Raw genomic sequence first — 15,363 nt, 5'->3', positions numbered from 1 at the left:
CCTCTACTTGGTGGTCGGCCTGCCGATGCCGATGCGCGGCTCTTGTTCCGATCGTTCAACGATAAACAGGCGGGTTGGCGTTTCTTTCCGGACAATCAGGCCGTCGAGGGTGATGGCCAAAGGATGTTCGGACAACCGGGGCAGCACAAACTGCTTTTCACGGATGCCGTAATGCGCTTCAGCCGCGTTATCGCTTACAAGCAGCGCATACTCCTTGATGCGAAACCCCTCGCCATCGACATCCACCGTCCGGCGTAGGGTGATGTCGAGCCACGCCAGGCCCTCTATCGTCAGGCGGCGGTCAATATCTTCGATGGCGTATGAATCGGGATATTCTCCCGTCCAGGCCTGCTTGACGAGGGTAACGACCTTTTTTTCAAAGTCTTTGCCCTCGAACAGAGACAGGTTCCTTTTGACATCCCCGGTTTTCGAAACCAGCTGGATCCATTGGGCCGGTATCTTTTTGGGGACTCCGATAACGGTGTACACATCGCCGGCGCTTCCGCACACCACGTACAGCTCCACCGGATCCTCGACGGCTTGGGGTTTTACGGACGGATTGTCCCGGTGCATCTGAAGCTTGATAAACGCGTTGCTGCCGTTGATTTTTGCGGTGACGCCCTTTTCAGCGGAGAAGACCACATCCTTGACCGGCCGGTTGCCCATGCAGGTGACCCTGTTGATATCCAGATTGCTCAGATAAACCTGGGTGGAAAGTTCGGGCAGGACCTGGACCATGGATTTGGACAGCACCGTCGCATGGTCGGTGGTCTCGAGTCTGCCGCCCTTTTTTCGGGTGTGTCCGGCGATGTCCGGATAGATATGAACCGATGGACGGGATTTGGGGGCCTTTTGCTGTTTTGCGGCCGTCGTCGGCATGGGCGGGGGTGTTTTCCCGGCCGCCTTTTTCAAAAAGTGGGCGGTGGCAAAGCACTGGGCCGGATCATAATGGACGATGGCCGTATGAACCTTGGCGCCCAGATGCTGGGAAACTTTCTCCCTGATCAAAAAGGCCGCATCCGGATCCGCGGCGCCGGTATGAACCAGCACATATTCACTGTTGTCCATACAGATGCGAAGTTCGTCTTTTTCGATTTCATCGGACAGGCCGGCCATAAGATCATGGACAGCGGCCAGGTTGTCCTGTTTGTCGGCAATCCGGATCCAATACCGGGTCTGCCCGCTCTGCGGACTGGCAACCGCATAAACCGGTGCCAACAGCGCCAGCAGAAACCAGATAAGCCGGGGTTTACTTTTTTTCGATCTCCTGGATGCCATCGACATAGAATCTCCCGTTGATCATTTGATAGTTGAGCATGTAGATTTTTTCCTCGCGCTCGATCTCCTGGCTTCGGGCGGTCTGAATCCGCAGCCCCAGGATTTTGATCTCCTGTTTTTCCTGATTGATGCGAAGGATGTGCGGATAGAACATGCTGGTGATGGCAAGCCGTTTCACATTCTCCTTCATCTCGATCAGTTTGCGGTTCAGGGCCGGATAGTACCCGGGCGAGGTGAGTTTGAGCAGGTCATTGATCTGGTCGTCGTAAATCCTGGGGGTGTAGTTCAGCAGCAGCCCCATGGCATATTTTGAGAACAGCTCGATATATTCCGCGTTCACGCTGCTGCCCCGGATAACAATGCGTTTGTCCACCGCCGGCGGCAGGATGATCACCTTCTGGTACTTTACGGCCTGCAGCGACAGGATCGAGGAGACGACGCATCCGATGCCGATGACGATGATCACGAATTTGAGCAGTCTGTTTTCTGCCTTCAGGTTGTCGAATTTGTTTATGAATTTTTTAATGTGCATGGCCGTCATTCGGAAAAAGTGTTGGCAAAGGAAGTGGGATAATTTTTCAAGCGCTTGATTCCAGAAAAATAGAGCATGTGCATAAGAAAGCTGGACGGATACCTGTTCTTGAGGCTTGAATAGGCAAAGGGTCCCGCAATGCACAATATCCACAAAACACCGTGAAAGATGGAGGCCAGCAGGAAAAACAGGATGATGATGGCCAGCTCGTCGGTTTCGAACCAGAGCACCTGCACGGGTGCGGACAAGTATTGCGGGAACCTTTCTGCCATTTCGCGCTCCTTTAAAAAACCATTCCGAGACTGGTGATCATCGAATCGGCATTGAGCAGCACCGCCCCGCCGAGAATCGCGAGTGCAGCCATGGCGATCTTCTGCTGAATGGCGGCCACGGCCCCGGCCACCATGGCGCCGGCGCCGGCGACAAAACCGATGGGACCGTTCAGGATTCTGTTGACGCCGATGTCATACACATCCCAGGCAAAGTCCGTGGGACCGGTCGGCGCGGTGATGGCCGCCGCCGATGCGGCGCTGCCCAGGACAATGCCCGCCGTGATGATCAGATTCTTTTTTGCGCTGGCCTTTTTCATCGTTTCTGTGAATCGGGACATGAATGGGGACCTCCTTTTCGGGTTGGTTGATTGTAGTTAAAAGACGATTTCCACTCTTCGGTTTTCGGCCGGCCGGGTATCGGAGACATAGCAGCATTCGGGTCTGCCCGCGGCCTGCCGCACCTCGATGCCGTGCTCTTTGAGCCAGGTTGCGACCGTTTGCGCCCGTTCCCGGGCCAATCGTCGGTTGGCTTCAAACGGCCCCGTCGGGCAGGTATATCCGGTTACGCTGACTGCCGGCCGGTTACCGATAATAGTGGCAAGCCGGTAAAGCTTTTGCTTCTGGGATCGCTCAAGTTCGCTGGAACCGAAATCGAAATAGATGACAAAAGTCTTCTTGACGGGACGATCAGGCCTGTTTTGCCGTATGCGGGACGTGGCGGCCTTGGCGGCAGCAGCCGTTGGTGTAATCACATAGGCAGGCCTTTCCATCCCCCTTGCTGGCCCGTATTCATGCTGACGGTTCTTCTGCCCGATGATGTGCGTGGCCGCAGCCGTGTCCCTGGCAAGCGCATGCGAATAAGAAACGGCGGTCGACAAAAACAGAACGATCGACAGGACGGTTTTCATTTTCTCACCTTGTTTGTCCCGGAACCGCAGGGATTTCGTTTCGGGACATTGGTTGGGTTGTGCCTGAATCCGGTCGATGCCCTTTAACCATCGGCCTTTCCGGTCCCTGGGGATGTCCGGGTCGGTCTTCTCCGATGCGCCTAACAATGATGCCGGGAAAATATAGAACCACCTTTTCATGGGTTTGAAATTCTGCTTGAACCGCAGCCGGCATTTTTCATTGGCGACCTCCGGCACATGCATTGATAGGATCTTCCGGATCTGGGCTCCCGAACGGATATCGGAAAGGCCGCGCTGCCGCCTGAGGCGATTGAGCGCGCCTTTTATGATAGATGGCGAGAAGTAGGCACGACCTTTATGGCGGAATGCGTCAAACCCCATGACGCTGATCTGTGAGTGCAGATCCTCCAGGAACATCTCTTTGGAGAACCAATGCGCCTCTTTTTCCTCACCATGGTCCGAATCGCTTCTCATCCTGTTCTCCGGTAAATGCTGCCGCTCCTGATTGCCGGAATGTTGCCTTTGCTTTTCGAAAGCCAGATTGGCCAGCTCTTTTTGCCGGGCAATCCGGTCGGCCTGCATCAGGATGGACAGGATGGGATTGGCAGGTGCGGTTTTGCATGAACCGCCGCCGGCATGGTGAAGTCGAACCGCTTCGATGATCTGTTCTCTGTCTTTTAAATGCCCGATGCGTTGCTGAAGCCACATGGCGCTGTTATAGGAATGGGGCATATGGGCAATCCGTGCGGACGGGTGTTTGCCCACATCGTGGGTCAGAGCCGCGATCAGGAGTTTGCCCACACGCATCTGAAAATCGTTTTCCTTGGCCTTCAACAGATCGACCGCCTCCCGGCTGACATTCAAGGCGTGGTCCATCAAAGCGATGCCCGACAATGCCAGGTATTGTCGGGGGATCTCATCGTCTGCTTGCGATACCGACGGACAGGGCGCCATGGTTTCCAGTTCCATCAACAGGTTCTGGATGGTCTTCAATACCGGTGCTGTTATGGTTTTTTTGAAGGGCCGGATGTATTGGAGCCAGAAATCCCGGACCGCATCGGTTTTCCAGTCCGGTGCCGTTGATGGATGGCCATGATCGGGTTCTTCAAAGAAGGCTTTATCGATGGGTGAATCCTGCCAGAAGGCGCGCGCCAGATCGTCAAGCTCGATTTTTCGGGGAATTTGCTTTCTTTTAAACAGATGGAATTTCATGGGACACCGTCAATTTGTCATTTTTCCATCGGGCCGGTTGGATGGTTCGCTGCCGCTTTTGCCTTGTCCGCCGCCTCGGGTGTCTGTTCGCCAAGGATCTGTGCTAATGCCCGGGGAGTCCGGTACCTTACGTTGGTAACCGCACAGATTTTCGATACGACCGTGTGGAGTTGGACGAGCGCATCGTTGTATTCGTCCAGAAGCGGCAGGGCCTCTTTGGGCGCCAGGGATATCATGATGCGGTTTCTCAACCGCCGGATGCCCTGGTCCGCATAACGGGCCATGTCCGTGAGCGGGTAGGTGTCCGGGGTGTTGTGCAAAATCACCCGGGCGTTTCTCTCTTTGGCAAGCTCCACATAGTCTGTTTTGGTTCGCTGTCTGGTGGGCCGTTTTTCATTTGCGGCCGGTTTTGCTTCTTTTTCTCCCTGGGTATCGGGTGGGGTCTCCTGTTTTGTCATTGTTTCTCTCCTGTCAATGCGTGCCGGTTTTACTGTGGGCCTATGTTCTGTTTAAAGGCGATCGCTTGGTTAGCTGTGGCTTTATATTGAAGGGGCGGTAAAATCAGCCTTGGAATAAAACGATAATGAGAGGAATGATGAATATCGAAGCCATTGATGGCTATGAAGAGCTTGTGGATGCGCTGGGCGTGCTGCCGGAGACGGCCAAAAGAGCGCTGGCATTGTCCATGGAAACCGCGATGCGCAATTTCTATAAGGCCTCCGATTGTCTTGTGGATCTGGATTCAATGACAGCCAATATCGTTTTTCGCATGCCTCAACATAAAAGGGTTATCGAGAAAATGGGCCTTGAATCCGAGGTCCTCGAACATGACATCCTGCCGGTCACCTTTTCATTGGCGTCGTTGCCCGAACCTGTGCAAAAGACAGTCCGTCCGCTTTTCATTCGTATATTGGAAAGGATGAAAGCCGAAGATGAGTATTCGATCTGGAAAAACCAGGTCGGGCAGGTCATCGAAGGCGTGATTCGAAAACGCTATGCCGATTGTGTTCAGGTGGATCTTAACGGCGCAACGGGAACCTTGAAAAGATGCGCCTGGGTTTTTTCCGAAGAATCAATCTATCGGACGGGACGGGTGATGCATTTTTATATTTCATCCGTCAAACACCATCTTTCCGGGATTACGATAGCCCTGTCCAGATCGTCAAAGAAACTGCCGGCCCTGCTGCTCAAATCTCATCTGCCCATGCACCGTTTTGTCTGTTCCCGGCGGTTCATCGGACAAAAGAGCACCATTTACACCGATGCACCTTGCAGGGACAGGGATATTGTCAGGATCAGAGAGAAGGTGCGACTGGAATTAAACGGTGAAATTTTGGAGATGAGATCCTTCCCCTGAACTCCTTTTTCAACATTCCCCCGATTTTGGTTTGACAACTCTGAAAAACCACCGCTATAAAAAATTTAGGCTGATTTCTGATTTTTTCATACAAATCCACCTATTTTTTCGTCAAATTGGTATCAATTACCCATGCCCCAAACTCCTTTATTTCGTGATGGCGGCAACTTATCCGCTTGGCACACAATATGAACCATATCATTGCCATACACCGGAAATAATTGCCGGCATTTTTTCTTCATTCAACCTGCTAAGCAAAAGAAAGGAGGGGGGCGATGACTTTGATTTCCAATGAAAAAATCGCAAGCTTTGAACCCGTTTGGGCACCGTATCACGGATTTTCCCTGTTGTTCGACAGTCCGGGAAACGCTTTGGAACCCATGGGAAATCTGAAAAAGGTAGCCTGTGATGTCTATGGTGACCCCGACCTGTCCCTTTACAGGGCCCTGGCGGAAGCCATGGAAACGATGAGGCCGGCAGTGCTGATGAACACCTGCTTGTTCTGCACGCTTCCCTATGAATCCTATCACGTCACCATTTGGGACGGGATAAACGATGGCAATATCATCGGCGTCACCGCCTCGCACCGCAAGGAGTTGGAAACCTACCTGCAAGGGTTCCCGGAATCGTTTGCAACGGCTGCCAAGGTGACGGAAACGGTCAATGCATCCAAGCTTGCCGCCAAGAACGATTGGAATATCGGTTTTCGATTTGAAAAACTGGCCATCTGGTCCAACAGGGCGCTGGTAGCCCGCTTATCGCCCGCCGACAACGCCTCGGCGGCCGTGTTGGATCGGATGCTCGATGAGAGAAAAAAATTAAACGACAAGGTCGGGGTTTTACTGGATATGAATCTGCATAGGGCATTCAATCCCCATGTTTCTTTGGGATATTTTGCAGACCCCGATCTTGCAGACGTGTGCAGAAAGGATCTTGGTGGGCTAGAGGAAATTTTCACAAAAAAAACCACCGGCCAGTCCATTGCCTTCCATTCGGTTGCACTTTACGGGTTTACGGACATGGCGACCTTTTTCAAATGACGGCACCTGCACGTTGTCAGGCCGGCTTGCGCAATCATTGCGCGACAGCAATGCTCGGGGAAAGGAGACAAAGAAGATGATTGATAGTGCACTGGTCTTGAATTGTCCGTCCACCATGGGTGCATATCAACACCGTCACATAGAGAATATCGAGTGCTGGCTCGATTTTTTCGTCAATGAGGAAAGGATTCATGTGGTTGCCACGCCATCCTCCGAACGCTGGCAGGATTTGGTTCACCTTGAATATGATAAGGAATTGTATGCGTTGTTGCCGGTGTTAAGTTTTGACACCTGCAGCAGATGGCAAGCCGGTCTTTCTGAGGCGCTCACGCTTTATCAACCACGCAGCCATGTGTTTTTGTGGGCAGCCGACTTCTTTTATTCGGATGAGGCCAAAAGGGCTGCGGAAAAAATGCTCGATTACTCCGGTAAAGAAGATCTTGTCGTTGGAACCATTGAAGCGGGCGGTAAAAAAGAGGATATCGACAGGTGCGCAACCCATCCATTCATTGAAATCTGGTTTCCGGAAGAGTTTGAGATCATTCAATCAAAAGGCTTTTCAAAACCACGGTCCGAGTTGTTGCGGTTTTCGGTTCCGTTTCTCGAATATTCCCTTCGCAAGCGCTGGTTCCCCACCGAACAGACCATCCATCTAATTTTTCAATGTCTTTGGAATGACGGGGATTTTGAGGTCGAACCCATTCTTCTTCCCAAAATCGAAGATGACGGTGAAGCCAGGAATCAGCCCAACGTGATCCAACAGGTGGAAAGAATGGAGGTGTGGCTGAAATACATGTGGCGCGAAAGACAATGCGAACTGGACTGCAGTTGGTGGGAAATGGATGAATACAAGAATAAATGCATCCAATCTTTCGAAACGGCCATGCGTGCTTATGACATTTTGGTCGAAGACTGTGCCACTGTAGCTTGATTAAGGAAAGGAGGCGGTACCTTGCAATACGACGCAGCTTCAAAAGATCCCTTAAAACAGTTGATCGGCGCAAGCCGGGTGATCAAGGACGTAAAAGAGATGGTCCAGCTAGTGGCACCCACCGATGCCAGGGTCATGATCACCGGCGAGACCGGCACCGGAAAAACGATGGTCGCCAATATCATCCACGACCTTCACCCTCAGCGTAAAAAACATCACTTTCGAAGAACCAACATCGGCGCCCTTGTGCCGACTCTTGCCCAAAGTCAGCTTTACGGTCATGTGGCGCATGCGTTCACCGGAGCAACCAAGAATAACGATGGCATTGTTCTGGAGTCTGACAACGGCACCCTATTTCTTGATGAGGTCGCGACAGCCCACCCGGCAGTCCAAATCATGCTGTTGAACCTGCTGGAAATACCGGTTGTCAATCCGGTGGGTGGCGGTGTCCAGGACAGGAAAGAGGTGAATATCCGCATTATCTCGGCTACCACCCAATCGCCCCATGAGCTTTTGAACCTTGAATCCTTTCGAACCGAGCTTTTTTTCCGCATCTCGGAATATATCATAGAACTCAAGCCCTTGCGGCGGAGAAAAGAAGATATCAAACTGCTGGCTAACCATTTCATCCGGGAAAACAATTCGGGGATCCGTTGCCCGGCCATGTTGACAGAGGATGGAAAAACATCGAGACGATTTTCGAAAATAAAAGATATCGCACCGGATGCACTTGAATTGCTCGAAAATTACAACTGGCCCGGAAACGTTCGTGAACTTGAACATGTGATCCGTACCGCCATGGTCGAATCACGCAAAGACCACGAAGCAACAACGCTGAAAAAAGAATGGATCCGGTTTTCCAACTACACCCTGGAGCCGGCGGACAGCGCTGCAAATGCAGCCGGAGGCGTCTTTCCTGACAGCCTGAAAAGCAAAGTCCTCTTTTCCTGGGATATCAACAGCGTCAACGCAGAGGGTCACAAAAAGATCGAGCTAAAGCAGCATGTCAACCGTTTCAGGAGCGAAATCTGCAATCATGTCCTGTCCGAAACACATAACAATCAGTCCCGGACGGCAAAAATATTGGGAATCGATACCGGCTCATTGGCAAAATACAGACAATTCGATGCCTCGCAAGAATATAGATACAACGCCAACGACGGCGACCGGATTTGCCGTGTCTATGTCGTGAAGTGAATCGGCAAAAGTGTTTTCGGTTCGCCCATCAGGGATGGCAGGACAATTTTTAATACTGCTATCCCTTGAGGTCATTGCAGCTCAACAGAAAAAATCAGCCCGCCATCGTTTTTTTCCTGCAACGCTTCCGATACAAGCCCGGAATTAAACCCCTTTCACTTCCATAAATTCTCATTTAGCTGCCATTACAAAGCGTTACCACCATGGCACGCATCGTGCGATACCATCGTTATCCGCGCGCTCGTTCTTGTTCGCAGCTACTATCTTCTCAGCAAATGAACCACCTGCTTTTAGCAGTCGCAAATGGATAAGGTCCATTGCCTGTCCATCCATCCAGAGCCGGCGCGGTGTGCTTTTACGATACGTCACCGATTGAGAAGTTCTGCCGGATCGGCAATGCCATCCGGAAATTTACCCTGCCGCCTATTACTATACAGAGAGGGAACCGGTACTCCTGGAGCGTAGACTCAAGAAACCGTCAGGCATCATGGAAAAATTTTTGAAACAGATCGAGCCCATCATCAAATCGAAGATCCGGAAATACCGGCCCTACATCAAAAATTACGAATGGGAAGACCTCATGCAGGAAGGCTACCTGGCGGCGCTAAAAGCGGCGAACCGCTGGAAGATCGATACTGACAAGGCCGGCCTGATCGCCTGGACCTGGATACACATTGACTCGAAATTCAAAGAACTGTCCATGAAATCCAACGGCAGGGAGGTTTACTTCGAGGAACTCAATTTTGAAATAACCCAAGAGGATGTCCATCTGGTTTGGGGGCAATCCCAAAGCTCGCCGGAACAGGATGAGGCCCGGGAAAAGATTGTAGAACTGCTGATAAAATCCATCCCGAAATTCGAATGCTTTCTGGAGCGCGCCCTCGATGAAAACTTGACCGGCACCGCCACGGCAAAGGGCCTGGGGCTTACCAAGCAACGCATATCTCAATTGAAAAATGAGGTCACGAAGGCCGTTAATAGCATTGCGATGTAGTGTCATCGCCAGTCAGGACCGAAAGCCGTTCTATTGCAGTGAAACCATCTTGCCATGAAATCTGTTGGCCCCAGAGAAAACAGCAACAAAAGGATCACTCTGGCACAGACCGATAAGCGAGCAAACCTTGACCCGCCGCCCATCAATGATGTATTCTGCCATGACAACCTCACCAGGAGGGGTGTCCATGCGCGGCGGAATCTACACGAACCAGCATTGTGCACTTTGCGGCGAGCAACTCCGGCATTTCGAGCCCAATGGTATCTGGTGCCCCAACCACCCGCAAATCCATGCGACACGGATGGTGGTCCGATTTGGCAACCTCACCCGCAACTTTTCAGACTACAGGATAGCCTACCGCAGGTTGACCGGATACCGGTACGAAGAGGACCGGGGTACCTTCGATATTCGCGACCATAGGGTTGAAGAACCCCTCGGCTTCGAAAACTTGGTCGCGCGTTTTCTCAAAGCGAAAAAACACCTCAAGGCGATCAAGAAATACGAACAGCGCTTGCGCTTCGGCGTGGATGCCTGGAAGTGTCGGAATGTCAAACAGATTGGCTACGCTGAAATCGAAGACCTCCAAAACGACCTTCTCGACTCCGGCAAATCCCCTTATTACGTCAAGCGAATCATTGACACATACGTCACATTCTGGCGCTGGTTGCTGAAGCGCCGGGAGATCACACAAGACCAGATGCCGGAATTTCCTGAAATCAAGGCAGAACCGAGATTACGCCAGGTGTTGCGGAAGGAGCGCCAGCAAGAGGTTCTCGAAAAAATCTACGAGGACACGTGGGAAAAAAACCCGCGGATCTATATCGCCGTCTCCATTCTGGCCACTTATCCCAAGGTGCGCCCAGGGGAGTTGATACGATGCAAGGAACGCTATTTCGACGCCGAAATGGCAAGGCTCCACATCGAGGATCCGAAGGAGGGGCATCCGAAATACCTGCCACTGGTCGGGTACCACGTGGACCTGTTGAAGGGGCTTCCTAAATCTTTTCCAGAGATGCCGCTTTTCAGGCACGCCGCCGGTAACGGCGCAGCAAAGCCCAGCAGCCCGTTCGGAAGGGATTACCTTGCAAACGTCTGGCGCCGATCCTGTAAGGTCTTGGGAATCAGCAGCGTTTCCCTTTACCCGGGCACCAAACACAGCACTGTCGTCCACTGGCGCAACGAGTGCGGGCGGTCCAAGTCAGAATGTATGGAAGGAACGGGCCATAAAACCAACAAAGCCTTTGAGAGGTATTACGATATCCGCGATGACACGTTGCGGGGTTTGTACGAAGATGGGCTGGGAAAGGTAATCCAAGTGAAGAGAGTGTCAGGGAAGAAATAGCTCTACGACTCTGAGACCGACAAAATTGGAGATGTCAACAGGGGATCGGTGCGTTAATGACGTACCGATCTCCTCGTTTTTGGCATGTATATTGCCCAATAACGCGTTAATAACGCGCCAATTTTCGACAAAAAAATGATAAGATTTTGTTTTTATTATATTTATCTATAAAAAACAAAGATGCCGCCTTATTTGTGCTTTATGCAAATAAAAACGGCATCTTATGGTGATTTTTGTTGGTGCCGAAGGGGAGACTCGAACTCCCACTGGGGAACCCCAACTAGACCCTGAACCTAGCGCGTCTACCAATTCCGCCACTTCGGCACGTTTCAGAATGAATTCAAAAAGGTTGATTTCAAACTGAAGATGCACTAACTATAGTCTTTTGTTTTTCGTGTCAAGCTCATTTTTACAGAAAACTGAAAGATCATGAAAATTATCCAAGACATCAATTCCATCACTGAACCATTTAAATCCGCGGTAATTACAATAGGTAATTTCGACGGTGTTCACATTGGCCACCAGGCCCTGTTCCATGAGGTGATCGAAAGGGCCGACGCCATGGACGGTACTGCCGTGGCCATTACCTTTGACCCCCACCCGATCCGGGTGATCACCAACAACGGCCATCCCCCGCTGATCACACTGAACGAACAGAAAACCGAACTGATCGAAAAAGCCGGCATCGACGTCCTGATCTGCATTCCCTTTACCATGGGATTCGCCGCCCTGTCCGCACGAACCTTTGTTGAGGAGGTACTGATTCGGCGGATCGGTATGAAAGCCATTGTGGTGGGTGAAGACTACACCTTCGGCAACAACCGTGAAGGCAATGTGGAACTTCTCAAACGATTTGGCGAAGAGATGGGCTTTTCCGTGGTCGTTGCCGACTGGATCCAGTCGGTCCGCGAAAAAAATGCCCGGATCAGCAGTACGAGTATCCGCCAGCTGGTCATGGAGGGCGACGTTATCTCCGCCTCGCGCATGCTGGGGCGCAATTACCAGATCCGCGGGACCGTGGCCCACGGCCGTGACCGGGGGGGTAGGCTGTTGGGTATCCCCACCGCCAATATTGTCCTGCAGGATGAGTTGTGTCCCAAACTGGGTGTCTACGCTGTCATTGTCGAATGCGACGGCAAGCGCTATCAGGGGGTGGCCAATATCGGCTTCAGTCCCACCTTCGGCGATCACATATTCACAGTTGAGGTCCATATTCTCGACTTCAATCAGAATATCTACGACCAGCGCATCATGGTCGATTTCGTGCAGCGATTGAGGAATGAGAAAAAATTCTCCGGAATCGACGAACTGATCGAACAGATCCAGCAGGATATTGTTGATGCCCGGAAAATCCTGGCGCTCCATTTCGAGTGAGCTCCCAGCGAATTTTTCATAAAAACACTCGCACGCTATCCAAAAGGTTGAACACCGTGACCGTGTTAGACATACTGACATTTCCAGACAAATTCCTCAAACAGCAGACCGTTCCGGTTGAAAATGTCGACGGAGCTCTGCAGACCATTATCGAAAACATGGCAACAACCATGTACGCCGCCCCGGGGATCGGACTGGCCGCGCCGCAGGTGGGCATTGGACAGAGTTTTCTGGTCTACGACATCGCTACCCGGGAGGATGGCCATGACCTGCAAGTGCTGATCAATCCGCGCATCATCGAGCAGGCGGGAGAGATCATTTCCGAAAACGAAGGCTGCCTGAGCGTGCCCGACTTTCGGGCCAACGTCAAACGGGCGGAACAGATTCTGGTGGAAGGAGTGGACCGCGACGGCAACCCCTTGCGCTTCGAAGCGGCGGGCATGCTGGCCATCGTCATCCAGCACGAGATGGATCATCTGACCGGAACCCTTTTCATTGACCGCATCAGCGCCTTGAAGCGTCAGATGTACAAACGCCGGGTCATGAAAGAAATGAAGCAACGGTGAGCCGCCCATTGACCATTGTCTACATGGGGACTCCTGATTTTGCCGTTCCCCCGATGGCCGCCCTTCACGAAAGAGGCTACCGGATACTGGCCGTGGTGACGCAGCCGGATCGTCCCAAAGGCCGGGGGCGCAAGCTCACTCCACCACCGGTCAAGCAGGCGGCACTCAAATTTGGCTGCTCGGTGCTGCAACCCGAAACGGTCCGCACCGAGGAGTTTCACCGCAAAATGGCCGATCTGGCTCCCGATCTGTACGTCGTGGCCGCTTTCGGCCAGATTTTGCCCCAGTCGCTTCTGGACATCCCCAAGCAGGGCGCAATTAACATCCACGCCTCACTGCTGCCGCGTCACCGTGGGGCGGCGCCCATTCATCGGGCCATTATCGAGGGGGACGCGGAGACCGGCATCACCACTATGATGATGGATAAGGGCATGGACACCGGCGATATTCTGCTCATGGACCGCACGCCCATCGGCCCCACCGAGACCGCCGCCGAACTGCATGACCGTTTGAGCCGCATGGGGGCCGAGACGATCCTGAGAACTTTTGAGATGCTCCGGTCCGGCACCCTGCCCCGTATGCCCCAGGATCATTCCCGGGCCACTTACGCTCCCATGCTCAGAAAAAAAGATGGTCAGGTGGACTGGTCCCAGCCGGCTGAAACGATCGACCGCCTGATCCGGGGCGTGACGCCCTGGCCCGGTGCCTTTACGTTCAGTGACGGCATGCGCCTGAAAATCTTCCGCGCCAGTGTCCTGCACCGTGACATCAGCGTCCCGCCCGGCACGATTCTGGAGTGTATCCCCGGAGAATTGCGCGTGGCCACCGGCAAAGACGCCCTGGCCATCAAGGAGATTCAGGGCGAGTCGGGAAAGCGCCTGCCGATTGACGATTTTCTGTGTGGCTGCCGCCTGCCCGACGGTTCCTGTCTGGGTTGATCCGCAATGACCCATCCTCCCCGTATGCATTCGGGCAGGCCCTCGGCACGCCACTTCCGGCCGGCGCCTGACGCCCGTAGCGCCGCCCTGACGGTGCTCAATCGCCTGGAATCCGGCCGTTCCACCCTGGACGCCATCCTGGAAGCGGAAGATTCCTGTCGCAGGCGGCTTTCCCCCCGCGACCGCGCCCTGTTCAATCAGCTGGTATATGGCGTGCTGCGCTGGCGACTGCGGCTGGACAGCGTGATCGCGGCATACGCCGACCGCTCGATAGAGAAAATGGCCCCCACGGTTCTCAATATTCTGCGGCTGGCCCTTTTCCAGATTCTTTTCATGGATCGCATACCGCCATCAGCAGCGGTCAATACGGCGGTCAACCTGGCCCGGGCCCATAAAGTGGCCCAGGCCGCCGGCTTTATCAACGCCCTGCTGCGCACTGCGCTGCGCGAGCCCGACCGCTTCCGACTGCCCGATGCAGCCGTTTCAACGGTGGACCATCTGGCGGTGGCCACATCCACCCCGCACTGGCTGATGGCGCGCTGGATCGACCGTCTTGGCCTTGAGGCGGCCCGACAACTGGCCGATTCGACCAACGAAATTCCTCCCATTACCATACGCTGCAACCGCCTGAAAAACGACCTACCCGACCTGATCGCCGCCCTTGCCGGTGATGTCGAAAGGCTGGCTCCCATCGAGAGGCTGCCCGGCGCGGTCCACATGGACGGGCTCAAGAAACCGATTTTTCGGATGAAGGCCTTTATCGACGGCCGGTTTGCCGTTCAGGATGCCGCGGCCCAGCTGGTCTCCCTGCTTCTCTCCCCCCAACCGGATGAAACCGTTCTGGATGCCTGCGCCGGACTGGGCGGCAAAACCGGTCACCTGGCACAGCTGATGGACAACCGCGGACGCATCGTGGCCCTGGAGCATGTTGCCGCCAAGCTGGCCCGCCTGGCCGACGAGGCCCGGCGTCTGGGGGCAACAATCATCGAAACCCGCCAGGCAGACCTGAACCGGGCCCTTCCGACGGACGAGCACGCCCTATATGACAGGATTCTCATCGACGCCCCCTGCTCCGGACTGGGTGTATTGCGCCGCAACCCCGATGCCAAATGGGTGGCTCGCAAACAGGATATCCGTCGCTTTGCCGACCGGCAGCATCGGTTTCTCGGGCACCTGGCGCCGCTGCTCAGGGTCGGTGGCGTCATGGTGTTTTCGGTCTGCAGCATGGAACCTGAAGAAAATGAAGCGGTGGTCGATCGTTTTTTGAAAAACCACCCGAATTTTGCTATAGATCATAGAAAATCGGCAGCGGAAACCGTGTTGCGTCCGTTCCTGGACAAACGCGGTTTTCTAAGGACATTTCCCCATCTTCATCACATGGACGGATTTTTCGCAGCCCGGCTGACACGCACCGGCTGACAG

Annotated in this window: 17 protein-coding genes and 1 tRNA gene; 10 read left to right on the top strand and 8 right to left on the bottom strand. The window is 53.5% G+C overall.

All coding sequences use genetic code 11. The features are described from left to right. Positions 1–3: 3 nt before the first annotated feature. From GN112_RS03365 to GN112_RS03340, 6 genes are read right to left on the bottom strand one after another with little or no spacing between them, the layout of a single operon-like run. A complete protein-coding gene (locus GN112_RS03365; protein ID WP_162458759.1) occupies positions 4–1,278 on the bottom strand; it encodes a TraK domain-containing protein in 1,275 nt (424 codons plus the stop codon). Beyond that, on the bottom strand, positions 1,250–1,810 hold the full coding sequence (locus GN112_RS03360) for a TraE/TraK family type IV conjugative transfer system protein (protein WP_162458758.1): 561 nt from the start codon (positions 1,808–1,810) through the stop codon (positions 1,250–1,252). Before GN112_RS03360 ends, GN112_RS03365 begins: the two co-directional genes overlap by 29 nt. Positions 1,811–1,815: 5 nt before the next feature. Continuing rightward, the gene (gene traL, locus GN112_RS03355) at positions 1,816–2,082 is read right to left on the bottom strand and encodes a type IV conjugative transfer system protein TraL (protein ID WP_155308937.1); all 267 of its coding nucleotides are present in this window, start codon (positions 2,080–2,082) and stop codon (positions 1,816–1,818) included. A gap of 11 nt (positions 2,083–2,093) precedes the next feature. Continuing rightward, positions 2,094–2,420, bottom strand: coding sequence for a hypothetical protein (locus GN112_RS03350; RefSeq protein WP_155308936.1), 327 nt, complete (start codon positions 2,418–2,420; stop codon positions 2,094–2,096). A 36-nt stretch (positions 2,421–2,456) separates the two neighbouring features. After that, complete coding sequence (locus tag GN112_RS03345) at positions 2,457–4,202, bottom strand: OmpA family protein (protein WP_155308935.1); 1,746 nt, start codon at positions 4,200–4,202, stop codon at positions 2,457–2,459. A 17-nt stretch (positions 4,203–4,219) separates the two neighbouring features. Next, on the bottom strand, positions 4,220–4,660 hold the full coding sequence (locus tag GN112_RS03340) for a hypothetical protein (protein ID WP_155308934.1): 441 nt from the start codon (positions 4,658–4,660) through the stop codon (positions 4,220–4,222). A 134-nt stretch (positions 4,661–4,794) separates the two neighbouring features. Here GN112_RS03340 and GN112_RS03335 point away from each other — a divergent pair, with 134 nt between their 5' ends. The 5 genes from GN112_RS03335 to GN112_RS03315 all read left to right on the top strand — a co-directional run bounded on the left by GN112_RS03335 (position 4,795) and on the right by GN112_RS03315 (position 9,721). Further along, a complete protein-coding gene (locus GN112_RS03335) occupies positions 4,795–5,559 on the top strand; it encodes a S1 domain-containing protein (RefSeq protein ID WP_155308933.1) in 765 nt (254 codons plus the stop codon). Positions 5,560–5,834: 275 nt separating this feature from the next. Beyond that, a complete protein-coding gene (locus GN112_RS03330) occupies positions 5,835–6,599 on the top strand; it encodes a hypothetical protein (RefSeq protein ID WP_155308932.1) in 765 nt (254 codons plus the stop codon). Between the two features lie 76 nt (positions 6,600–6,675). After that, the gene (locus GN112_RS03325; RefSeq protein ID WP_155308931.1) at positions 6,676–7,530 is read left to right on the top strand and encodes a hypothetical protein; all 855 of its coding nucleotides are present in this window, start codon (positions 6,676–6,678) and stop codon (positions 7,528–7,530) included. A 21-nt stretch (positions 7,531–7,551) separates the two neighbouring features. Beyond that, entirely contained in the window at positions 7,552–8,727 is a 1,176-nt protein-coding gene (locus GN112_RS03320) for a sigma 54-interacting transcriptional regulator (RefSeq protein WP_155308930.1), read from the top strand. A 499-nt stretch (positions 8,728–9,226) separates the two neighbouring features. After that, positions 9,227–9,721 carry a sigma-70 RNA polymerase sigma factor region 4 domain-containing protein gene (locus GN112_RS03315; protein WP_162458757.1) on the top strand — a complete coding sequence of 165 codons (495 nt, stop codon included), beginning with the start codon at positions 9,227–9,229 and terminating at the stop codon, positions 9,719–9,721. 30 nt (positions 9,722–9,751) lie between these two features. Here the strand turns inward: GN112_RS03315 and GN112_RS34780 are convergent, their stop codons facing one another. After that, on the bottom strand, positions 9,752–9,883 hold the full coding sequence (locus tag GN112_RS34780) for a hypothetical protein (RefSeq protein ID WP_269434890.1): 132 nt from the start codon (positions 9,881–9,883) through the stop codon (positions 9,752–9,754). Positions 9,884–9,908: 25 nt separating this feature from the next. Between GN112_RS34780 and GN112_RS03310 the strand changes: the two genes are divergently transcribed. Further along, the gene (locus tag GN112_RS03310) at positions 9,909–11,063 is read left to right on the top strand and encodes a tyrosine-type recombinase/integrase (RefSeq protein WP_155308928.1); all 1,155 of its coding nucleotides are present in this window, start codon (positions 9,909–9,911) and stop codon (positions 11,061–11,063) included. Positions 11,064–11,300: 237 nt separating this feature from the next. Here the strand turns inward: GN112_RS03310 and GN112_RS03305 are convergent. Beyond that, positions 11,301–11,387: transfer RNA gene (locus tag GN112_RS03305), tRNA-Leu, on the bottom strand. A gap of 105 nt (positions 11,388–11,492) precedes the next feature. Here GN112_RS03305 and GN112_RS03300 point away from each other — a divergent pair. The 4 genes from GN112_RS03300 to rsmB are packed head-to-tail and all read left to right on the top strand — an operon-like array spanning position 11,493 to position 15,360. Next, a complete protein-coding gene (locus tag GN112_RS03300) occupies positions 11,493–12,437 on the top strand; it encodes a bifunctional riboflavin kinase/FAD synthetase (RefSeq protein ID WP_155308927.1) in 945 nt (314 codons plus the stop codon). 56 nt (positions 12,438–12,493) lie between these two features. After that, on the top strand, positions 12,494–13,003 hold the full coding sequence (gene def, locus GN112_RS03295) for a peptide deformylase (RefSeq protein WP_155321233.1): 510 nt from the start codon (positions 12,494–12,496) through the stop codon (positions 13,001–13,003). Continuing rightward, entirely contained in the window at positions 13,000–13,941 is a 942-nt protein-coding gene (gene fmt / locus GN112_RS03290) for a methionyl-tRNA formyltransferase (RefSeq protein WP_231716918.1), read from the top strand. The genes def and fmt overlap by 4 nt, the downstream gene beginning before the upstream one ends. A 6-nt stretch (positions 13,942–13,947) precedes the next feature. After that, positions 13,948–15,360 carry a 16S rRNA (cytosine(967)-C(5))-methyltransferase RsmB gene (gene rsmB, locus GN112_RS03285; RefSeq protein ID WP_155308926.1) on the top strand — a complete coding sequence of 471 codons (1,413 nt, stop codon included), beginning with the start codon at positions 13,948–13,950 and terminating at the stop codon, positions 15,358–15,360. The last annotated feature ends 3 nt before the right edge of the window (positions 15,361–15,363 follow it).

This window comes from Desulfosarcina ovata subsp. ovata, assembly GCF_009689005.1.
Classification (GTDB): domain Bacteria; phylum Desulfobacterota; class Desulfobacteria; order Desulfobacterales; family Desulfosarcinaceae; genus Desulfosarcina; species Desulfosarcina ovata.
The sequence above is the reverse complement of the archived record's forward strand: the minus strand, read 5'-3'. Positions and strand labels throughout refer to the sequence as shown.